Genomic DNA, 22,579 nt, shown 5'->3' on the forward strand with positions numbered 1-22,579 from the left:
GTGGTCATTGATTTTCATAGTCCTCGTGCTTTTTTGCTAAAGAGGTGTTCTACTTCTTTTGTTTGATCATTGACGTCAAACAAATGCTCAAAGGCCTCAAGCTGGCCAAGGATCTGAGCTAATTTCAGGAGATTTTCAAAAGGAATCTGACCATTCTGTTCAAAGCGTTTTAGACTTCCCAAAGAGACACCTGAGCGCTCTGCCAGTGCTTTTTGGGTGAATTTCTTTTTTTTGCGTAATCTGCGATGGCGGTCTGCCGTAAGTGCTAATATATCTTGAGGGGTTTTTGAGAGACTATATTTGTTCATTTTGGCTAATATTTTATCTAAAACAATGTTTTTAGCTTAAAGTAGCTAATATATTGGCTATTTATTATAGGTTGTTGACTTTGAGAACTTCTTTACCTTTACCCAAAATCAATTCTTTTGCGGAAACCTTCCTGGTATACTTGGTTGCTATTGTTGGTGGTGCTGGAGGTCATCAGTCAGACTTATCTGGCGGCTTTTGGCAACAAGGATCTTGCTGCCATTGTATATGTGCTGGCGGGGATTGGGATTGGATGCGTGCCCTTGCTTAAACGCCAGGCAGCAGAGGTTCCTGGGGAAGTTAGGGGAGGTAGTTTCAGTGCCTTACCCATCATAGCCTTTGGTTTACTACTGACGGGTATAGGCTACTTCGGTTTTCAGGCGATCAAAGCCCAGCCGCTGGATTATACGTTTGCCGATATGCTCCCGATTATCCAAATTATGGGCGAGCGCTGGCTGGAGAGGAAGTCTACGCGATTATCCCAGAAATATGGGATGGGATGCAACCGATCTACCTGCCTGTAATGTGGCTTTCTTACGTGCCTGCTATTCTGCTGGACGTTGATCTGAGAGTTGTGAACCTCTTCTTTATTGCTTTGGCGAGTGGACTGGCGCTACGTTTTGGTCGCAGAAAACAAGGACATGAGCAGTGGTGGGTTTATCTGCCTTTGTTGCTCTTGCTCAGTTATATCCTCATCACTTACACTACTTTTATTACGATCACGGAAGAGCCGGTGGTGGTAGGGTTTTATGCCTTGTTGGGGTATAGTGTCTACCATCAGCGGACGGGTTGGGTCGTAGTCGCATTAGCGGGCTGCTTACTAAGTCGTTATGCACTAATTTTTTGGGCGGCTACTTACCTTATATACATGCTTTGGCAGGAAGACCGCCGAAAAGCACTGTGGATCATGGGAGGAACGGCCGTGCTCTGTCTCTTCTTAATGATCATTTCTCAGGGCATTTACGAGATTGATCTTTTCTATTCCTTGAAAGATGCTTACCTGGATAGTTTCCAGAATCCGGATATAAGGTGGCGTACAGAAAATACGATTGCCAAGAATATTGGCTTAGCGCGATTCTTTGGTTTTGATCATTTGTTGGTATTACACCGAGCTGTGTTTTTAGGATCGTTGTTATTACCGCCGTTATTATATATATGGTATCACTTCCGTTTGCGGGGCAAAGTGGCCTCTTCGCTTTTTGCGCTGTGTAGTTTAAAGTTGTGCCTGGTTTATTTTTTCAATATGAACGCGTTGCCTTATTCTTACTTGTTTTACACTTCTACCTTTTTGAGCTTGGTGGTATTGGGGGTGTTGAGTTCTTCCTTTGCAGGAAAATTAGCCACGGAGGGTTTTTAGCCACTAAAGCACTAAAACACGGAATTGCACGGAATATTTTTTTGTGAATCTTCGTGACTTGGTGCTTTTGTGGCTATTTTTTTTGAGGAGAACTTGAGCTAGCATCAATAAATAGCAGTTTATTACCTTAGCGGAAAATACTCTCCATGCCCCAAGATATCAAAGCCTACCTTGATGAACAAGTAGCGCGCTTCAACGAACCTGGCTTTATCTCGGCTGATCCGGTATCAATACCGCATCAGTTCGATTTGCCGCAGGACCAGGAGATCATGGGATTTTGGGTTTCGATACTGGCTTGGGGGCAGCGGAAAACGATTATTAATAATGCGGTTCGGCTGATAGAACTGATGGACGGCGCTCCCTACGATTTTATCGTTCATCATACGGAAGAAGACCGCGCGCGTTTTGCGGATTTTAAGCATCGTACTTTTCAGTACATGGATACCCTTTATTTTTTGGAATTTCTGCAATGGTATTACCGGCAGCACGATTCGCTGGAAGACGCCTTCGCCCGTTTTATGACGCCAGAAGCCGTTACGACGGAGGCCGCGCTGCGTGGCTTTCACGAACTCTTCTTCAGTTTGCCGGATGCGCCCCAGCGTACGCGTAAGCACATTGCTACACCCGCGCGCAACTCTGCATGTAAGCGACTCAACATGTTTTTGCGTTGGATGATACGTAAAGATGAGCGGGGGGTGGATTTTGGTTTGTGGCAGCGCATTCGCCCCGCTCAGTTGATGATGCCGCTGGATGTACACGTAGAGCGGGTTGCTCGCCGCCTGGGCTTAATTACCCGTCCGCAAAGGGATTGGAAAACGGTCGTGGAATTGACGGACAATCTCCGCCGTCTGGATCCGGATGATCCGGTGAAGTACGATTTTGCCTTATTTGGTATAGGGGTGTTGGAATAGACACGTGATGCGGTGTAGGGGTGATGTAGTAGAGACGTGATGCATCGCGTCTCTACCACATCACCCCTACGATTCGATAACATTGATGAGGAAAAACCCATCTTCCCCCTGGTGTTGGTAAAGGGGCATCAGGATATGGCAATCATAGCCAGCGTAGATGGGGCCATTCTTATCATTGGCTAATAATTGTCCCTTCTGTACGGACTGGAAATTCCGGAATCCTGGCTCCATTTGGAAAAGGTCTTCTTTTTTTACAGAATGCACTTCGATCAGCTCGGCTACTTTGGGGAGGCCTTTGCTGTAATTTATTAATAAATCATCGTGGCGATTTTCTACATCTTCGGAGCGAACACAACCGACGGAGCGAAGCAGATTGATCAATGCTGCGATGGCGCGGCGGGTGGAGAGGGGATCTTCGTGCTGGCCAGCTTCGAAGGTCACACTGGTGGTAGGGCAGGGGAAGTGATCGCAGCAGAAATGGTGCAGTGTTGTGCCTCTGAGCCCTCTGAGCATGCCCGTGATGACCGGGGCGTGTAAAGACTTGGCCAACTGCAAACTACGTGGAGCATCGGAAGCGATGGAGAAAATGCCACCGTCGGCAGTGGTAGTATGTAAATCAATGACAAAAAGCTCGGAAGGCTGGTAATCGGCAATTTCGGCGTCTACCAAATCCAGTATGGCTTTGAGCTCCAAGTCTTCTGCTGTGAGCTCGTGGTCTTGAAGCTGGCGGATGCGCTGAATGTTTTCGGGGGTGAATTGTCGGTTGAGGTCTTTTTGGAGATAGCGTACCCCTAGCTGGCTAGCTTTTAGATTGCCTCTGATACCCAGCATCCGGCCGTGGAAAACAAAATCCGGATTTTGTTGGGGTTCAATCTTGAGCATTCTGAATACCATGTCGATAGCCCTGACGCCGGCAAGCTCATTGCCGTGCATGGCCCCAAAAGCGATAATGAGGGGCCCTGGTTGTGATCCGGTGTAACGTCCTATGATGCGATCTAATGCTTCCATATACTGTTGCTTGTTACCCTTCCTTTTGAGGGAATGCCCGCGCAAGCTGCCTGAAAGGCGCGAACGAAGTGAGCGGCCCCGACCTGCAAAACCAATCAGGGTTTTGCAGGTCGGGGCGGAGCGAATAGCGAACCCTGAAAGGGAGCGACCGCCGCCTAAGCGGGGGATGCGCCCAAAAAAACTAAGGTAGGAAATATTGTCTAAGTAATTTGACGGAAATAACTGATTCCATTTTTTTCAACGATTCGCGAATATTTTCATGCAAGCTCCTTTTAGTTGCTTGCTTAGAAAATTTTAGCGAATCAAAAATGGAATCAGTTATTTTTTATTCCGTCACAAAGCATAGGTGAGTGGAAACGACTTAAATACTGGCAGCATCCGCTTTTTTTATTTGACGTTCGTCGGAAAAAAGTAGCCGTTTGTCGAGAAGCAAGTAAAAATAAGCAAAGTAGCTGCCTTTTCCAGGTACTATGTATTGCATAATACCTAGCCTTACCTTATCTTTGTATCGAGGCTTACAAAAAGAAGGTATTGTTACTACCAATGATGCGCTTGAGTAAGCTTAAAAAAAACGGCCAAAAAATGTTGGAGCGTACTAATAAATATTCCACATTACAAGCCCAGACGATTATGACAGAAGAACAAATAAAAGCTTTGGATGCGGCGGGCAAGCAATTGCGACGAGGAGTGCTGGAGCTGTGTGTACTGTCGGCCATTGCTGCGGAGGATGAGATTTACTCTTCTACCATTCAGGAGAAGCTGAAAGATACACCGCTGGAGGTGAAGGAAGGTACGCTGTACCCCCTACTGACCCGGCTGAAGAACAGCCAGCTGCTACAATATACCTGGCGGGAAAGCACCAGTGGCCCCCCGCGCAAGTATTTCTCAATAACAGATGACGGCCGCGAATTTTTGGATGGCCTGATGTCTACCTGGAACGACTTAGTCTCCGCAGTCCATCATAACACGCAAAACAATCAAACTAATGAATAAGGTTTATAATATCAATCTCGGTGGCTATCCTTTCACGATTGATGAAGACGCCTATAACCACCTTCGCTCGTATTTGGAAGCTATCCACAATCATTTTCGTACTACGGAAGGATACGAAGAAATCACCCACGACATTGAAGCCCGTTTGGCTGAGCTCTTTGTAGAGCAGCTGAATAATCGCCCGATTGTTGGTTTCCAAGAAGTCGAAGACGCCATCGCTATCATGGGACGGCCCGAAGAATTCGGCGCTGATCCTATGAGCGAGGGCGAAAGCTATACCGAAGGAGCGCATACCAGTGCCGGCGGCACGGATGCCAAGTTTAAGATCAAGACCGGGAAGCGACTGTACCGAGATACCGAAGATTCGGTGGTAGGTGGTGTAGCTGCTGGATTGACCGCTTATTTTGGGATTGCTGATCCGATTTGGGTACGACTATTCTTTGTGCTGATCGTTATTTCTGGAGGCATAGGCATACCGCTGTATCTGATTCTGTGGGCCTTGATGCCTGAAGCGAAAACTGCTGGTGATCGGCTAGCGATGCGCGGCGAGCCGATCAATATCTCGAATATCAGTAAGATCATTACCGAAGAATTCGAACATTTGTCTGAGAAGATGACCGAGCTGGGAGAAGAACTGGCCGGTAAAAAAAAAGTCCGCGCGAAAATGACGACAACGACGAGGGCACTGCGCAGCGGTTCGCTGCTGTAAATGATACCTTGAATGAGAGTTGGCAAGCTGCGCGTGAGCAGTTGCCCAAAATAGGGAAGGTGTTGCGTGCGCTACTCATTGCAGCCGCTATCTTTTTCATCTTCATCTTTGCTATGGTTTGGTTGGGCATTATTGCCGGACTTACCTTCTCCATGCCATTGCTTACTAACTTTTTCCCTGGGCAGGAATTGATGACGGCCATTGCTATGATCAATGTTCTGTTTACTATAGGATTGCCACTTTTGGCCATAATACTGCTCATTGTTAGGGTGGTTTTTGGTCGCCGGATGGGCAAAGGTTGGTCGACTGCCATGATTGTATTCTGGTTTATCAATGTATTTTCACTGGCAAGTATAGGAGGTACGTTGGCCCAGGAGTTTATGGTAGAAGAACAGATAGAAGAACAGTTGAGTACGGCTTCATTTGCTGCTGAAACGGTTGCTTTATCTTACTACCAATTGGAAGACCATCAGGAGGAGCGCTTCATGATTTTTGATGAAGAAGTACAACTGCCGGGTGCAACTAGCCGATTTAGTATAAAGAAGAGCCCGGATAATGAATGGCATTTGAATAAGCAAGTGACCGCTAGGGGGAAACGAGGTGCAGATGCGAGAGGGCTGGCCAGTGAACTGGTATTCCCACTCCAAGAACGTGAAGGCAGTTTAGCAATCCCTCGGGAGGTACCGTTCTCTGAATTGAGTAAATGGCGTGCACAAGAGGTAAAAATGGAGTTGCAAGTTCCCGTCGGAGCTTACCTTATAATAGGAGCAGATGTGGCTGATTTTGGCAACTTATCCTTCGATAAGTATCCGGAAGCGACCCAGCGGTACCAGATGAATGCTGAAGGACGACTGATTTGCCAGGATTGTCCTGTCGGATACAGTGAAGGGAATAGCACGGATGCGGCTCCGGTACAACAGCAAGCCTTGCCACAGTACCAGGATTATCGTGAGATCAGCCTTACTGGGCCGATGAAAGTTACGATTGAGCAAGGTGATCATTACGATATGCGCCTTACGGGCGAAGATCAGTACCTCAGCAAACTGGTAACTAGTTTGGAAGATGGTATACTAAAGATAAACCTGGAGGCTGTTGATCTTGAATCGCCCGTACGATTATATTTGACCTTGCCGGATTTGCAAGCTTTGACCTTGAGTCATACGGATGATGTTCGTGTCAAAAACTTCACAGGGGAGCACTTAAGCATTAGTGCTAGTGGAGATTTTGAACTAAAGACAACGGTTGATGTGCAAAAGCTGGACCTTGTCGGTAACGAAGGAGTCTCCATGGAGTTTACGGGCAGCACCCAACAGTTGAATGCCCAATTGGAGGGAGGAAGCCGTTTGGATACTGATCGAGGAAAGGTAAAAACGGCTAGTTTAGTTGCTTCTGATAACAGCACCATAAAGCTGGGGCAGGGGGTAGAAGTGAGTGAGCAAACCATTAGTGAAAACAGCACCTTGAAGATCATGGAAAATTAGCGAGGATAGGCATGAGCCACTTTGATGTTTAGGAATACACAGCAAAGGAAATCCTTCAGAAATAAAGAAATTGCGATAATGATGACTGTAGCGGTTGAGTAGACATAAGTCGACTCAGCCGCTTTTTCGTAAATACCTGATTGGTTAACAGAAATAAGCTGTTCTGTTTTTTTGGTAGTAAGAAGGAGCTTCTAAATGCCTATGGAAAAGATAAAAACGCAAAAAAGCGATTCTTTTCTTGGTTAACTGCTAGCGAGAATAGTATCTTGCAGGCAATTGACGACCAAAAAAACCTGTTTTGACTAATTGATAGTGTATAACTATCAGGAAATCAGAGCATACTGTATAGGCTTATTTAGACTAAGCATACATAACCTTTTTTTATTTTTATTAACAAATTGTAATCTTATGACAAAGACGAATACGAAATTCGTTAGTCCGAAAACTTGGCTAGGGTCACTCGCTATGGCGTGCTTGACTCTTTTCTTGTTTACAGGGCAAGTAGTAGCGCAGGTTGCTACTGACACATGGGCGGGGAATATAAATCTCGCTCCTCTTGATGCAGACTATGATGGTACATTGGGTACTATGGCTTCACAGTCTGTAACTATTGCGGGTATTCCTGCTGGTACTACTATCACTGATATTCAGGTAGATCTTGGTTTCGACCACACTTGGGTTGGTGATTTGACTATCAAATTACAAGCACCTGATGGTACTATCTTTGGTTTGATGAGCCGCCCAGGCTTAGCTGAAGCTGCTGATGATGGTACTGATTGTTGTGGAGATTCCTCTAATTCAAATTTAGATGCTGCAATGGCTCCTCTAACATGGTTAGACGGTGCTGCGGTATCTGCTGAAGACATGGGTAACACCCTTACTACAGCTGAAATTGTTGGATTGGATGATGGTATCTTTGAATATGCTCCTGCTCCTGGCTCTATTGCTCAGCCGCCTTCTACTTTTGCAGACTTGTTTCCTGCTGCTGGTAGTGGTAATCTTCTGAACGGTGATTGGACTGTTTATGTAGGTGATGGTGCTGCCGGTGATACTGGTGCTTTTCGTTCTATCACTTTACGTATCACTTACGAAGGTGCAAATAACGAATGTACTGGTGTACCAATTAATTTGGGTTGCATAGCTAACCTTAACGTTACTTTAGGTGCTACTTGTGGCGCACGTATTACGCCTGCAATGGTACTAACTGGTGACCAAACTTGTGTTGGTAACGCTGTTGTCACTGTTGACGGTGGTAACACTGATGTTATTTCTGGCTGTGGTGCGCACACCTATATGGTTGTAGCTTACGATCTTGCTGGAAATGAAGTCTACACTTGTTGGGGTAACATCTTCGCTGAAGACAAGACCAACCCAGTAGTTACTTGCCCAGCGAACACAAGCACCGTAACGCAGGACTATGCTGCTCACCAAGCAAGCGGTAACCTAAGTGCTGCTGATGCAACCTTGAACTTCAACAACTACAGCTGTTTGAACCAGGGCTTCCTGGCAGACGGTGTGCACAACTATGACGTAGTAACTTTCACTACGCCAGACTTTGCTATTCCTGTTGACGTATACACGATCTTGATGGAAACTGCATGGGGTGATGGAAGCATGTTCCTGTTCCAGGGCGGTTTCGATCCTACAGCACCCTGTGAGAACCTCATCGGTTCATCTGACGATGCTTTCGTACCTGGAGGTAACCCATTCGATCCAGCACTACGTTTGAGCCTGCCTTTGTTGCCTAACACGACCTATACCCTGGTATTGACCAACTGGTTGACGACGCAGTTTGGTAACTGGACGGTAAGCATCTATTCTGATAACAACACGGGTGTTTCTGGTCCAGAATTTACCCCAGTAAATATTACCGATACCCGTGATTTGGTATGTGACGATATCAACTTCATCCGCTTCCAGACGCCTCAGTCATGGATTGCAAGTGCAGATGGTACCTTGAACTTCACTGCTACGCGTAACACCTTCTTTGGAGGTAGCACTGCTGCTTTGAATGCTTTCATTGCAAAAGTAAACCTGACTGGTTTCCCTGTAGTTGGCGACAACTGCGGTCCTGTAAAAGTTACCCTTTCTGATGCAGTAAGTGCTGCAGGTGATTGTGGTGATGTAACGCTTTCACGTACGTTCACGGTCTCAGACCGTTACGATGGTGTATGTGTAGGTGCTCCACGCACGGCAGCATGTACGCAGACGATTACTTTCCGTAAGCCAACGATTGGCGACTTGGTATTCCCACCATTTGTAGCTCCTTTGGAGTGTGACGAGAACTTCGCTGTTGATGCAAACGGTAACCCTCACCCATCAGCATCTGGCTACCCATGGTTGCGTACGGCATTTGGTTTCTACGACCTTGATCAGACTTACTGTAACATCGGAGCTTCTTACTCTGATGAGCCACGTATCACTGTTTGTGAAGGTACTTACAAGCTTCGTCGTGAGTGGAACATCATCGACTGGTGTAACCCAGGCGGTTCTGGTACGCTTCAGCAGTTGATCAAAGTATTTGATGCTACTGGCCCAGTAATCACTGGCATTCCAGCAGTAATCAACGTATCTACGTCACCATTCAGCTGTTTGGCAAACGTAGCGATTCCATGTCCTACCCTTACTGACGGCAACGGATGTTCAAGCGTAGCTGGCACGACTTACACCGTACTTGCTTTCGGCGAATCATTCTTCGCTGGTGGTGACTTGTGTGACGGAGATGTAGTATCAGCACCAATTGGTGAGCACATCCTGATCATCTGTGCCGAAGATGACTGTGGCAACGAAACTTGTGAAGAGTACGACTTGATCGTAACGGACGAGATCGAGCCAAGTGCATCATGTGACGACGAATTGAACGTATCTATTGGCGGTGGTGATTCTGCTAACAGTATCCTGGGTATCGCACGCATCTTTGCTTCTGACGTTGACGAAGGTTCTAACGACAACTGTGGAGCAGTAACTTTGGAAGTACGTCGTAACTACTGGCGCAACAACACTTGTGATGCAAGTGCTAACCGTTGGAGCCCATGGGGCGACTTTGTAGACTTCTACTGCTGTGATATCGACAACGAAATCACGATCGAACTACGTGTAACTGACGAGTCAGGAAACGAGAACATCTGTTGGATGGTGATCACTCCAGAAGATAAATTGAACCCATTCTGCTACGCACCAGCACCAGTAACATTGACTTGTTCTAACTTGCCATTGGCTTTCCCTGGTGATATTGCTACGGCTTACGACGAGGACTTCGCTGCTACTTCTATCATGATGAGCTCTATCTTCGGAGGCGCAACGGGTACAGACAACTGTGCTGTTGACACCATCGTAGAGCGTACGCCAAACATCCAGGTTAACGATTGTGGTTGGGGAACTATCACCCGCCGTTTCGAAGCTTGGCAGTTGCGCCCAGAGGGCGATGCTAACGGCAACGGAGCCATCGACATCAACGAAGTATTCCGTTCGACGAACAGCTGTAGCCAGCTGATCACGATCACGGAAGTACACGACTTCACGATCGACTTCCCAGAAGATGCTGACGCTGACTGTGGTGATCCTGATGTACCAACGATCATTACGACCACTGTAGGTTGTGATGTATTGAGCGTAAACATTGGCGATCCAGTACGTTTCTCAGCAACTGGCGACGAGTGTTACAAGTTGAGCATCACTTACGATGTGATCAACTGGTGTGTATGGGATGGTGAGTACACTGGTTTGGTACTTCCTCGTATGACGGAAGACGACGGTGAGGCACTTCCTGTAGACCGTTCAGTAGAAGGCAACGAGCGCCCAGTAGTACGGGTGGTGAGTGGCTTTGGCCCAGTAGACAACAACTGTGATAACGTAGCTGACGCTCAGCAAGGTATCCAGTACACAGTAGTAATCGACCGCGATCACAACGATCGTGATGGAGATTCTGATATTCCTAACACCGTATACGACAACATCCCAGGTAACGGCATCGGCTGTATTCCTGCTGACCAGTTTGGTCGTCGTAACTTCGGTCGTTACATCTACACGCAATTCGTTAAAGTATACGACTCAACCGCACCAGTAGTAACTGTTGGTGAGTACGGAGGTCCTACAGCTAACTGTCCTGACCTATTGGCTGGTCAGTTTGGTGATGACGACGGCAACTGTGAAGAAGCAGTAAGCATTCCATTCAGCGTAGCTGACGAGTGTGAATTGTTTGACGGTGACGGAAACTTGGTAGTAAGCCTGGTATCTGCACAGCTAGACGCATTTGCAGTAGACGCTAACGGCGACGGCGACATCAAGTCGAACGAATTCGTAGGAGACTTGAACGTATTGGGTAACATCACCGACAACGGTGACGGTACTTACGTATTCGCAGGTACTTTCCCAATCATTACTTCTGCAATGGGAGATAACATCTACCACGCAGTACGCGTATTGTTTGAGGACGGTTGTGGTAACCAGACCAGCGAGACCATCGTGTTCGATGTGATCGACTGTAAAGGACCAGCACCAGTATGTATCAACGGCTTGACCGTAACCTTGATGCCACAAGAAGAAGGTGGTTGTGCAATGGCAATCTGGGCTTCTGACTTCGAAGGTTCACCAATCAGTGACTGTACTGGTCAGGGACCAGAACTGTTCGGTGGTCTACCTCGCGTGACGAAGTACGCTATCTACCGTGCAGCAGATGTAGAAGCTGATCCTAACTTCGTACCAAGCCCAGATGATACTGGATTGGTATTGACGCAAGATGACGAAGCTACGACAGTAGTCTACGTATACGCTTTCGACGAAGAAGGTAACTACGATTACTGTGAGACTTATGTACTGGTACAGCAGCACGTTGACTGTGGTCCTGATGGTGGCACTGGAACTATCCAGGGTGTTATCGCTACAGAAAACAACGAAACGGTAGAAGGTGTGGAAGTAAGTGTTAACGGAAACGTTGCCACAATGACGACCAACGCTGATGGAACGTTCAGCTTTGTATTGCCTGCAGGAGGTGACTACTCTGTAGCTCCTTACCTGAATGCAAACTTCTTGAACGGCGTATCTACGTTTGACCTTGTACTGATGAGCAAGCACATCTTGGGCGTACAGCCTTTGAACAGCCCTTACAAGTACATCGCAGCTGACGTTAACAACTCAGAGACGATCACTACCCTGGATATGATCCAGTTGCGTAAGTTGATCTTGAACATTGATACGGAATTCGCGAACAACACGAGCTGGCGCTTTGTGAATGCAGACTTTGTATTCCCAGTAGCAAACAACCCATGGTTCACTGAATTCCCAGAAGTAGCTAACGTTAACAACTTACCTGAAGCAGTATTGACTGCCGACTTCGTAGGTGTTAAGATTGGTGACGTAAACGGTTCTGCACAAGCCAATGCTTTGGCTGGTGACGATCGTACGTTGAACGGTCAGTTCAACTTCGAAGTAGAGAACGTAAGCGTGAAAGCTGGTAACGTATACACGGTAGCATTCCGTGGTGCTGATATGGCATCAGTAGAAGGCTTCCAGGGTACCTTGAACTTGAACGGAGCAGAGTTGGTAGACATCGAGTACGGTGTAGCTACAGCTGAGAACTTCGGTATGCGTTACGCTGCTGAAGGTCAGATCACTGCTTCTTGGAACGGTAAAGCTACTTCTGAGGACGTATTGTTCAGCCTGGTAATCCGCCCAACAGTGGATGCTGAGTTGAGTGACGTAATCAACGTATCTAGCCGTTACACTGCTGCTGAAGCATACGGAAATGGTAACACCATGAACGTAGGCGTAAACTTCTCTAACGGAGCAGTTGCCGTAGCAGGTTTCGAAGTATACCAGAACACGCCAAACCCATTCGCAGCAACAACCTTGATCGGTTTCAACTTGCCAGCGGATGCAGAAGCAACCGTAACGATCAGCGACGCTAGTGGTCGCGTACTGACTGTAGTACGTGGTGATTACGCAGCTGGTTACAACACGATCAACTTGACCAAGGAGATGATCCAAGGTGCAACGGGTGTATTGACTTACACGGTAACTGCCGGTGAGTTCACTGCAACCAAGAAGATGATTGCTGTAAAGTAATGATGGTTTAAAGATGTGAAAATTCACATCTACTCCAATGTTGTTACAACAATATAAAAACGAGAGGGCTCCGGAATTTCCGGAGCCCTCTCTGTTTATAAAAAAGGATGCAAAGGGGGGAAAAATTATAATAACAATGAAGGCAACCTACGAGACGATAGTCTATCCAGAACTAGAAAAAGTTCGACAAGCTGCTAGACGGCTTATCAGTGTAGAGCAGGTCGAGATTGCAACTATACTAACGGCATTGGCTGACCTAACAGAAAATGAGATTCCCTTTTTACTCAAAGCAAATAAGGAGGACTTAAGTCGAATGGATAAAGAAGATCCAAAGTATGATCGACTACTTTTAACTGAGGAGCGAATACTTGCCATTGCCAGTGATCTAAGAAAAGTAGCGGCTTTACCTTCTCCTCTAGATAAGGTACTAGAAGAACGGGAATTGGCGTCGGGCTTGTTATTAAAAAGGGTCAGTGTTCCATTAGGAGTTGTAGGGATAATATTTGAGTCTCGCCCTAATGTAACCTTCGATGTTTTTGCATTATGTTTGAAATCAGGTAATGCTGCCGTACTGAAAGGTAGTAGAGATGCACATTATTCTAATCAGGCAATTTTGCAACTCATTAAAACCGTTTTGGCTCCCTATGATTTAGGAGACAGCTGTTACCTTGCGCCAAGTGAACGTGAGGCACTACCTGCTATTTTACAGGCAGATCAGTATATTGATGTGATTATTCCTCGTGGAAGCCAAGGACTGATCAAGTTTGTCAGAGAAAACGCACGGGTGCCAGTTATCGAAACGGGAGCGGGAATTGTTCATACGTATTTAGATAAAACGGCAAGTATAACAAAAGCAAAAGCTATCATTACGAATGCTAAGGCCCGCAGGGTAAGTGTTTGTAATGCGCTGGATTGTGTGCTTGTGCATGAAGAGATTGCAGACCAATTGCCATTTTTATTGTCGGAACTTGGTGAAATACACCAATGTCGAGTTTTGGCGGATGAAAAAGCCTATGCTATTTTGACGGGCCCTTATCCGCAGAGATTATTAGCCCCAGCAGATGCGAATAGTTTTGGAACTGAATTTCTAAGTATGCAGTTAGCTGTAAAGATCGTTTCCGATGTAGAAGAGGCACTTGACCATATTGCGAAATACAGTTCAAAACATAGTGAAGCGATTATAGCTGAAGACGAGGCAACGTGTGAATATTTCCTTAAACAAGTAGACGCTGCTGTCGTATATGCGAATACAACTACCGCATTTACAGATGGAGGACAATTTGGCATGGGCGCAGAAATTGGGATAAGTACCCAGAAACTACACGCACGAGGCCCAATGGCGTTAAGAGAACTGACTTCGTATAAATGGATTGTAAAAGGAAATGGTCAGATTAGGAATTAAGACGCTTGGTGATTTATTTCTTTTAAACAACGCTCAAGCGCTTCCCGCCAATAAGGAATATTTATACCGCTGGCCTTTTTGATTTTAGCTTTATTTAGAACACTATAATTAGGGCGTTGGGCGGGAGTAGGATATTCCCAGCTTTCAATAGGGTAAACCTTACAAGTAATTTTAGTAAGTTCAAAAATTGCTTGAGCAAAATCATACCAACTACAAACACCCTCGTTGCTGAAATGGAATATCCCTGCAAGTTTGTCTTTCTCCAGTATACCTGCTTCTATCTTTTCAATCATTTGCAATGTATACAATGCCAGGTCCTTTGCATAAGTAGGGGTGCCGACCTGATCGAAAACAACCCTTAGTTCAGGTCGTTCTTGACCAAGGCGAAGCATTGTTTTAACAAAATTGTGGCCATAACTACTGTATACCCAAGAGGTACGAATAATAGTGGCAGCTGGCAGTATCCCACCAATCATTTGATCACCAGCAAGTTTAGATGCCGCGTAGACACTTTTAGGCTGAGTAGGGTCGGTTTCTTGGATAGGGCGGTTGATTCCCGATTGGTAGACGTAATCAGTGCTGTAGTGAAATAAATGGGTGTTATATTTTTTGCATATCGTGGCAAGCTGATGAGCCGCCGTAGCATTAATAGAGAAGGCTGTATCTCTTTCCTGTTCTGCGCGATCTACTGCGGTATAAGCAGCAGTATTAAGACAATAGTCGGGCTGATGATTAGCAAAAAAATCTTCAATTTGGGTAGTATCAGTAATGTCCAGTTCGTTACGGACAGGGAGTAAGAAATGCCATTTAGGGAAGGAATGGGCTAAGGCAGCGAATTCCTTCCCCAGCTGGCCACCAGCACCGGTAATCAAAAGCGTTGGCATAGAAAGTAATGTTTTATACTTGTTGCGTCTGCACAAGATAAAACTCAGTTGGTAATTAGGAGATTAATTCAACTAATTATAACCTATTACCAAAGATATCTTGTAGTAATACTTCGGTATCATTGTTGTCTTCATATTCCAGGTCTTCATCGTCATCATCATTAAGTCCATTGGAGGCTCCTACTACCAAACGATTGTTAACAATTTGATAATCAGCAGGATCATATTCATAAATACTCCACTGTCCCCACTGGTATTCCAATGCTGTGAGATTTTCGACCCAATCTCCGGAGTTTAGGTAGGTAATTGGATGGCCATGAGCTCGGGTTGTTCTCATTTGTGGCATGTGGATATGTCCACAAATGACATAGTCATACTTTTGTTGCCCCGCAAGGTCGATGGCTGTTTCTTCAAAATCACTAATGAAAGAAACTGCTTTTTTTACCCGTCGTTTTGCTTCTTTCGCGAGTGACATTGGTTGAAGGCCAAAGGCTTTGCGAACTTTATTGACAAAGCGATTGAAAACAATAAGGTAATCGTAACTCTTGCCTCCAAGTTTAGCAATAAATGGAGAATACCTAATAGATAAATCAAAAATATCACCGTGAAAAATCCATGCGCGTTTATCTTTGAGTTGTAGGACCAACTTATCACGTAAATGAATGTTACCCGTAGAGAAATCAGAATAACGGCGCAGCGTATCATCATGATTACCGGTAATGTAATAGACTTTAGTGCCTTTTGCCGCCATCTTTAATATGCGCTGAATCACCTGCATATGTTCCTTGGGAAAGTAGCGCTTGCGAAATTGCCAGATATCAATAAAATCGCCGTTGATAATGAGCGTTTTAGGGCGAATACTTTTAAGGTAGACCAGTAGTTCCTTGGCATGACAGCCATAAGTGCCTAAATGAACGTCAGAAATGACTACAATGTCTGGCTCACGCTTCATGGAATGGGGCTTTTATAAATGATCGTGCAAGTTCCTTAAAGCCTGTGAAGTAGAAGTGAAGAGGTGGTTATTTTAAACTTAATTCTGATTAATTTCTACCTATTCAAAAAATCTTTCTTGACGTACTGATGATAAAAATTGCGTATTCCCCGATTTATAAGTACCAGTTGCCGGAGGGGCATCGTTTTCCAATGGATAAATATGAGTTGTTACCAGAGCAACTACTTTATGAAGGTACCGTAAAGGAGGAACAATTTTTTGAACCTGATTGCTTATCGGAAGAGATTTTGTTGTGGACGCATACGACCGATTATTGGCAGAAGCTTCAAGCACTAGCGCTCAGTAGGAAGGAGGAGAGAGCCATTGGTTTTCCAATGAGAGCTGATCTTGTGACACGAGGACGGCATATTGCGCAAGGGACGATCCAGTGTGCTCAATTTGCACGGGAAAAAGGAGTAGCACTCAATATAGCGGGAGGAACACACCATGCTTTCGCAGATAGAGGAGAAGGTTTTTGCGTGTTTAATGATTTTGCCATTGCTGCCAATTACTTGTTAAAGCGCAAAGAAGCAGAGCGTATATTAATTGTAGACCTGGACGTGCACCAGGGAAACGGAACCGCTAAGATTTTTCAGGGAGAGCCCCGCGTATTTACCTTCAGCATGCACGGTGAACGGAATTACCCACTCAGAAAAGAACGCTCAGATTTGGATATTGGTCTGCCTGATAATACTACAGGAGAGGTCTATTTACAAAAGCTGGAAGCAATTTTGCCGAAGCTACTCAGACAACATCAGCCAGATATGGTCTTTTATCTTGCTGGGGTAGATGTTTTAACCACAGATCGTTTGGGGCGTTTAAGCTTAAGTGTGCAAGCGTGCAAGCAACGAGATCAATTTGTTTTTGAAGTCTGTCGTGCAGCAAAATTACCGGTTGCCGTAAGTATGGGAGGGGGGTATTCGCAGCGGATAGCGCATATTATTGAAGCTCACGCTAACACCTACCGGGTCGCTAGTGATGTTTTTGGTTAGAAATATTGACCAAGGCCCACTACAAAGCCATTGATGCCAGCAGGATTAAGACCGTAGCCATAGTCTAATCGAAACATTGCCTGTTGTGCTTTGGGGAAAATAAGTCGGAGCCCTCCCCCCATGAAATATTTTAGATTGTCTCGTTCCAAAATATCGGTAATCTGGCCACCGGGGTTTCTCCAGCTGCCGATATCCATGAAAATTACTGCTTGAAGTCCAACCCATGGCTGATCAAATAACAAATAACGATATTCTGAATTCAACACAATGGCTGCGGTTCCTCGGTCAACACGGTTACCTGATCCTCTAATATTTACTCGACTATCAACGACAAATGCTGCAAAAGGAGTGTTTTTATTGGTGGAGTAGCCCAGTGATATACGGTTCGCAAAAAGACCGCTTTGACCCGATGGGTGGTATTTTTTCCAAATCCCCCTGAGTAAGTAGAAAGGTAGTACTTCTTCTGGTTGTAAAACGACCTCACTTGATAGCATGAGGTCAAAACCTGATGTTTGATAAAGATCGTAGTGCAATTTTCTAAGGTGGTACCCTAAACGAATGAGTTGCTTTTGCTCGGTTCGGGCTACAGGACCTGGCGTTTGCTCCAGATTGACCTTAGCGTAATCTTCCTGGAAGTAAGTATACCCCAACTGGATATCCTCTTCTGGATGGAAGAAGTATTTCCAGTTTAAACCCAAATTGTGATTATCATAGCGGTAATCCACCTGCTCATCGCCAAAATAAAGAGGTTCCTGGCTAGCATATCGCTCTAATTGGAAACCAAAGCCCCAGTTATAATGACGAAAGTAGTTTTGTCTATAGGCAATTTTGCCTCCTAATCGGCCATCAACTTGCCGACTAAGCATGGTCAATGTATTACCTCTTCCCTGCCAATTTTGATCTTCATAACCAAGTTCCCACCAAAAATTATTTTCAAGGCCTCCAAGTTGTGCGATGGGATATCGGGTAGTTCCTTCGAGGAGTTCAAATACGATATGGATGCCATCAGTTAGTGTATCTAAAGAATAACTGGTATGATAAATACCTGCAGAATTGGATAACCTACGTAAATCTGCGGAAAGCACCTCTAACTGTAGAGGTGCTCCGGGTTGCAATAACGTTAGTCGCTGTAGCGCATCTATCTTACTACGTTTTAATCCAATATAGGTGATACTAGCGATCTCTTGCATGAAAACAAGATTGCTGACAGATAACAGTAGGAAGAGTAGTAGGATTCGCATGAGTAATCTGATGGCGATTCCTTAAAAAAGAAAAGGAATCGGTTGCAATTAGAAGACAGAAATCCTTAGGCCAAAGTTCATGGTAGAAGCTGACCCGTTTGTGTCAAGAATGAATTGATTGCGAAATTGGGTGTAAAGAAGCTCTACTTCTAGCTTAGGGGTGATTTGATATTTCGCTCCCAAGCCTGCTTGATAAAAGTAATCAAAGTCTTTTTGCCAGTAAGGAGAGTAAGCTCCCAGGGAATAAATAGTCGTTTTACTGTTTGGGAAATAGCTTAAAATTAGCTGTACAGGCGTAGAAAACCGATTAATGTGACCGTCTTCTTTTTTGCCTATATCTTCTATGAGAATGTCCAACTCTGTGAAAAAAGAAAAGTTATCTCCAATTGAAAAGTCGTTAAAAATTTGAGTAAACCAAATGTCACCATTGAAGTCAATGAACGGTCGCTCTGCGTTGCCAGCCAAATCTTCTCCCTGTGCAAACCAGTAGGTGGATTGTATAGACAGGTTGGGAAGTGTTGAGAAAGGAGCGTACCTGATTTTTGGGCCAATACCGGTAAGCCCTTGCCGAGTACTAGCGGTTTGCTCGAGGTTGAAGACGTCAAAACGAGAGATACTTTCGGGCCCAAAGCTTACTTGTCGATAACGAAGATCAAAACCAGCATTGAATCTATTGCTGAGCCCATAGAGAACGCTAAGATTTTGGGTAAAAAAAGTAGCTTGATCAGTAGCAGGGCCGGTGCCATTACCTGTAACTTGATTGTAGAGATTGGTAAAACCTTTTATTTCAAAGCTCTTTTTCGGGATAGATGCACTGACAACATAGCGAGCCGCGTTATTCCCCCCAGAGGACAAGCTGGTAGGTTTTGTTCCTGTAGCCTGAGAGCCCGTAGTTTGATTTAATGTCCAGTCGTAATTATAAAAACGTACATTAGATTTGTTCAAAGGGATGCTGCGATACCGATTGATGAAATCAATCGCACTGTCTTTATTATCACCAAAATCTTTAGCATACCATTCAAATATTTGGGATAATAAAACTTCTTCACCATTGACTTTGATGAAATCTCCATCATTGAGTGCTAATCGGGTTTGCTGTTCCATCTGATTCTCCAAAGTGTTGGGAAGGTAGGCCTGATCAATAATTGGAGGACAATCTAAAGCACCACAAACAAGGACAAAGTGGAAGCGAGCATCTTGAAAGGTGGCAAGCAGCTTCTCTTTTTCCAACTCATTGAGTGTGAGTTGTTCACCAGCTATGGTGTGTTTTTGTTGATCGAAGAAGCCCGTAATGTTAAGTGGAGAAAAAACAGGGTAGTTTTCTACGATTTGTGCGATAACAAGAAGATTATAGACATTTATATAGAAGGCTTGGCTGGTATTACGATCATCCAGCATACTAAGGTCTGTATTGGCAATCTGTTGACTAAGTATAGTTAAAGCGGAAGGATCTTGTTGGATGCTTTGATAATCAACAAGGCCATTGATAACATTTGTTTTAAAAAACGCATCAGCATTAACAAAAAAAGAATCCAACTGGGCTTGAGTAATATTACTATTGCCAAGAAATATCAGGATAAGAAGAATAGGGAAAAGTCTCATACAAGGGGCATTTACTCTTTTATCTCAAGGATGGTTTGACGGAATAGATTCAGGTTAGATGCTTGGATAGACAGTTGCATTGTAGGTTTAGCCAAACAATTCAGTTGAAATAAGTAACAGCAAAGAGAATAAATTGGCGGTTGTTCAAACGTCGAATGACGGACTTTTGCTACCTTTAATCAAGGTCGAAGTAGAAAAGTGAGGCTTGCCAAGCGTGGTATAAAGGCTTATTTAAGAAGCGATAAAGAGAGGGTAGGGCAAAAAAAAAGTCATCCGCGGTACGGATGACTTTTTACTTATAATCCCATGAACATATCCAAAATAAGTAGCTCTTTTGAAAAAAAGAGGTCAGAAATTTTGCTGAACAATATCAGCGGGCTATCTTCGCCTCATAATCAGTCGGAAAACACGTACATAACCTTAACAAATTGTAATCTCACGACTGACTGAGTATAATCCCATGAATAACGACCTATTCGAAGGTGAGGAGAGCAAATCCTCACCTTTTTTATTTTATAGTTAAAGGATTTAATCTGAGTAGCTGTAGTCCGTCCTGACAAAAGTTGTTGCCAGGACGTCCCACCACCAACAAATTATAATCCCATGAACATGTCAAATTTTAAATCGCAAAGGTTGCTTTCAATCTCTTTGCTTTGGTGGTGTGGGCCTTTCCTCCCGATCACATTACAAATATGCAGCAAAGTCTAAGGGAGAACAAAGACAAAAAAGGTAATTTGTGAAGTTGTAAATTTGTATTTTTTGTTATAAGTATCTGTTTGTTAGGTTTTTATTGAGTTTAAAAGTGAAGATTAAATTATTTTTCTGGCCTAGATTAAGTCGAAAAAAAATAGTTTTTTGATGTTTTTTTTTCGCTCACCTTGAAAAACCGGATATTCTGGGTGTTTTTCTGATTGAAGTTGATAGGCCTAAAAAGGTGAAGGGACTAAAAAAGCCTTGCTGAAATTATTTCCAGCAAGGCTTTTTAATGTGATCCAAGAAGTGAGGAAGTGTTATTCCTCCTCTTCTTTCATCAAGTCGTTAATATCTTCCTTGATATCGTCAACCTTTTTATCAATTTTGTCGGCCACCACTTCTGCAATGGCTTTAACGGTATCCACTACGTCTTCTAGGGATTCGCTAATAGTGCTACCAATGGCATCAAGAAGTGATTCCTCTGGAGCTGTAGCTTTAGCCTTTGGAGCGGCCTCTGCTTCCATTGGCGTTTCTTGTGGCGAAGGCTCCTGGACAATTTTCTTGTGCCCTCCTTTTTGCTCATTGATGGCCTGAGCAGCACTGGCGAGTTGTTCGCCGCTTTCCTGCTCTATTTTTTCCTGTTGCTGGCGAATGTCTTCCGCAATCTTTTCTTTGGCTTTGGCTTCGGCTTCGCGGCGAGCAGCTTCTTCTTGCTGTTTAGCCAAGCGCTGTGCCTCGCGAGCTTTTTCCTTTTCGATCTTATCCTCCAGCTGGACTTTGGTCTTCATCATGTCCTCGTACTTCTCCTTTTTGGAGTTGACACGCTGTTCAATCATTTGGACCTTGGCCTGACGGATTTGAGCTTCTAGTTGGCCATCTGTACGATCAATCTGACGGGCTTGAAAAGCGAGATCATCTTCGTCACGACTGATAGAGCGTTCCATTTTGTCAATGGCATTGAGCAAACCATTGTAGCGGCTGGTAATTCGATCAAGAGGGGAGTTGCCGCTACCACTGCTGGCATGGCTATCACCTCCGGAGCGATCACCGAAACGTTTTTCTTTTACGTCTTTAAAAGCCGTATCAATGCGTTGCCACAGTTTATTGCGATGTTCTTTGGTGAAAGTCATCCCGCGCAGATCCTTTTGTAGTCGCTTGAGTTCATCAAAGATTTTATTGAGGTGGGTATTTTCTTTGATACGCTTCTCTACATCTTCAATTGCTTCGCTAAAGCGCTGCATGTTTTCTTTGGAGCTTTCGCGAAACTCATCATCCATTTTGCTGCGCAGATTTTTTAGCGCATCAAAAGCTTTATTAGTGCGGGCCTTGATTTCATCTGCATGTTCACGGAGTAAGGTTCGGTCACGCATTTGCTGCTGAACTTTGCCCCAGAAATTTTTCAGATTGCTCCAGATTTCTTTATCATACTCCTTAAGACTGGCCAGCTTTTCTTCCAGCTCTTGCAGTTCTGTCCGGTAGGCCTCACTCAGTTTTGATGAAAGAACGACAAAGTGCCATTCTGTTTGAGCTCGCTGGATAAGATCAGTCCGTTCGACTTTGATATCTTCTGGAAGAATGCTTTCCGTAATGGAGAGCTCACGCGACAAGGCCAAGTGACCTTCAGGAAAAACCACGGGTTCTTCTTTGTCATTGCGCCAATTTTCCATCATTTGTTGATAGAAATCATCCGTAGCCAGCGCTTCAGAAAAGGTGTAGATCATCACCTTGTTCTCGCTAATTACCAATTCCAAAGCCACCAAGATTCGTTCGTCGGCAGCGTCTGTTCCCCAAAGTACAATCTTATTTCTCATTACTTACGTGCTTGTTCACCAGTATTTATTCCAGTGATTCGTACAAAAAGAGACAGGATCACCTGCCCTTGTATTCTTATGTGCGGGTTAGCATTTGCTTAGCGAGGATGCTTAACCTGCAGAGCAAAAGTAGGA

At 44.7% G+C, this 22,579-nt stretch carries 16 protein-coding genes; 9 read left to right on the top strand and 7 right to left on the bottom strand.

Translation table 11 applies throughout. The annotated features are described in order from the left end of the window. Positions 1-14 precede the first annotated feature (14 nt). Positions 15-308: a helix-turn-helix domain-containing protein gene (locus AB0L18_RS12535; protein WP_367392936.1), complete on the bottom strand. Its 294-nt coding sequence runs from the start codon at positions 306-308 to the stop codon at positions 15-17. 117 nt (positions 309-425) lie between these two features. On the opposite strand from AB0L18_RS12535, the gene AB0L18_RS12540 reads away from it, so the two are divergent. The 3 genes from AB0L18_RS12540 to AB0L18_RS12550 all read left to right on the top strand — a co-directional run bounded on the left by AB0L18_RS12540 (position 426) and on the right by AB0L18_RS12550 (position 2,574). Continuing rightward, positions 426-830 carry a hypothetical protein gene (locus tag AB0L18_RS12540; RefSeq protein ID WP_367392937.1) on the top strand — a complete coding sequence of 135 codons (405 nt, stop codon included), beginning with the start codon at positions 426-428 and terminating at the stop codon, positions 828-830. Next, a complete protein-coding gene (locus tag AB0L18_RS12545; protein ID WP_367392938.1) occupies positions 806-1,663 on the top strand; it encodes a hypothetical protein in 858 nt (285 codons plus the stop codon). The genes AB0L18_RS12540 and AB0L18_RS12545 overlap by 25 nt, the downstream gene beginning before the upstream one ends. 146 nt (positions 1,664-1,809) lie before the next feature. Beyond that, positions 1,810-2,574: a TIGR02757 family protein gene (locus AB0L18_RS12550; RefSeq protein ID WP_367392939.1), complete on the top strand. Its 765-nt coding sequence runs from the start codon at positions 1,810-1,812 to the stop codon at positions 2,572-2,574. A gap of 66 nt (positions 2,575-2,640) precedes the next feature. On the opposite strand, the gene AB0L18_RS12555 is transcribed toward AB0L18_RS12550, so the two are convergent. Beyond that, a complete protein-coding gene (locus tag AB0L18_RS12555) occupies positions 2,641-3,582 on the bottom strand; it encodes a succinylglutamate desuccinylase/aspartoacylase family protein (RefSeq protein ID WP_367392940.1) in 942 nt (313 codons plus the stop codon). Positions 3,583-4,164: 582 nt separating this feature from the next. Between AB0L18_RS12555 and AB0L18_RS12560 the strand changes: the two genes are divergently transcribed. From AB0L18_RS12560 to AB0L18_RS12580, 5 genes are all read left to right on the top strand, one after another. Next, on the top strand, positions 4,165-4,575 hold the full coding sequence (locus AB0L18_RS12560; RefSeq protein ID WP_367392941.1) for a PadR family transcriptional regulator: 411 nt from the start codon (positions 4,165-4,167) through the stop codon (positions 4,573-4,575). Beyond that, the gene (locus AB0L18_RS12565) at positions 4,568-5,284 is read left to right on the top strand and encodes a PspC domain-containing protein (protein ID WP_367392942.1); all 717 of its coding nucleotides are present in this window, start codon (positions 4,568-4,570) and stop codon (positions 5,282-5,284) included. Before AB0L18_RS12560 ends, AB0L18_RS12565 begins: the two co-directional genes overlap by 8 nt. An 8-nt stretch (positions 5,285-5,292) precedes the next feature. Then, the gene (locus AB0L18_RS12570) at positions 5,293-6,765 is read left to right on the top strand and encodes a DUF2807 domain-containing protein (protein WP_367392943.1); all 1,473 of its coding nucleotides are present in this window, start codon (positions 5,293-5,295) and stop codon (positions 6,763-6,765) included. Positions 6,766-7,173: 408 nt separating this feature from the next. Then, complete coding sequence (locus AB0L18_RS12575) at positions 7,174-12,828, top strand: proprotein convertase P-domain-containing protein (protein ID WP_367392944.1); 5,655 nt, start codon at positions 7,174-7,176, stop codon at positions 12,826-12,828. A 136-nt stretch (positions 12,829-12,964) separates the two neighbouring features. Beyond that, positions 12,965-14,230 carry a glutamate-5-semialdehyde dehydrogenase gene (locus tag AB0L18_RS12580; RefSeq protein WP_367393150.1) on the top strand — a complete coding sequence of 422 codons (1,266 nt, stop codon included), beginning with the start codon at positions 12,965-12,967 and terminating at the stop codon, positions 14,228-14,230. Here AB0L18_RS12580 and rfbD read toward each other — a convergent pair. Continuing rightward, on the bottom strand, positions 14,227-15,114 hold the full coding sequence (gene rfbD / locus AB0L18_RS12585; protein ID WP_367392945.1) for a dTDP-4-dehydrorhamnose reductase: 888 nt from the start codon (positions 15,112-15,114) through the stop codon (positions 14,227-14,229). The two genes, AB0L18_RS12580 and rfbD, sit on opposite strands and share 4 nt — an antisense overlap. Before the next feature lie 76 nt (positions 15,115-15,190). Then, entirely contained in the window at positions 15,191-16,066 is an 876-nt protein-coding gene (locus AB0L18_RS12590; RefSeq protein WP_367392946.1) for a UDP-2,3-diacylglucosamine diphosphatase, read from the bottom strand. 128 nt (positions 16,067-16,194) lie between these two features. Between AB0L18_RS12590 and AB0L18_RS12595 the strand changes: the two genes are divergently transcribed. After that, positions 16,195-17,097: a histone deacetylase gene (locus AB0L18_RS12595; RefSeq protein ID WP_367392947.1), complete on the top strand. Its 903-nt coding sequence runs from the start codon at positions 16,195-16,197 to the stop codon at positions 17,095-17,097. Here AB0L18_RS12595 and AB0L18_RS12600 read toward each other — a convergent pair. The 3 genes from AB0L18_RS12600 to AB0L18_RS12610 all read right to left on the bottom strand — a co-directional run bounded on the left by AB0L18_RS12600 (position 17,094) and on the right by AB0L18_RS12610 (position 22,444). Further along, complete coding sequence (locus tag AB0L18_RS12600) at positions 17,094-18,338, bottom strand: hypothetical protein (protein ID WP_367392948.1); 1,245 nt, start codon at positions 18,336-18,338, stop codon at positions 17,094-17,096. The genes AB0L18_RS12595 and AB0L18_RS12600 overlap by 4 nt on opposite strands. Before the next feature lie 48 nt (positions 18,339-18,386). Continuing rightward, positions 18,387-19,940, bottom strand: coding sequence for a DUF547 domain-containing protein (locus AB0L18_RS12605; RefSeq protein ID WP_367392949.1), 1,554 nt, complete (start codon positions 19,938-19,940; stop codon positions 18,387-18,389). Positions 19,941-20,950: 1,010 nt separating this feature from the next. Then, the gene (locus AB0L18_RS12610; protein ID WP_367392950.1) at positions 20,951-22,444 is read right to left on the bottom strand and encodes a hypothetical protein; all 1,494 of its coding nucleotides are present in this window, start codon (positions 22,442-22,444) and stop codon (positions 20,951-20,953) included. Between the last annotated feature and the right edge of the window lie 135 nt (positions 22,445-22,579).

Origin of the sequence: Lewinella sp. LCG006, assembly GCF_040784935.1 — a bacterium.
Classification (GTDB): domain Bacteria; phylum Bacteroidota; class Bacteroidia; order Chitinophagales; family Saprospiraceae; genus Lewinella.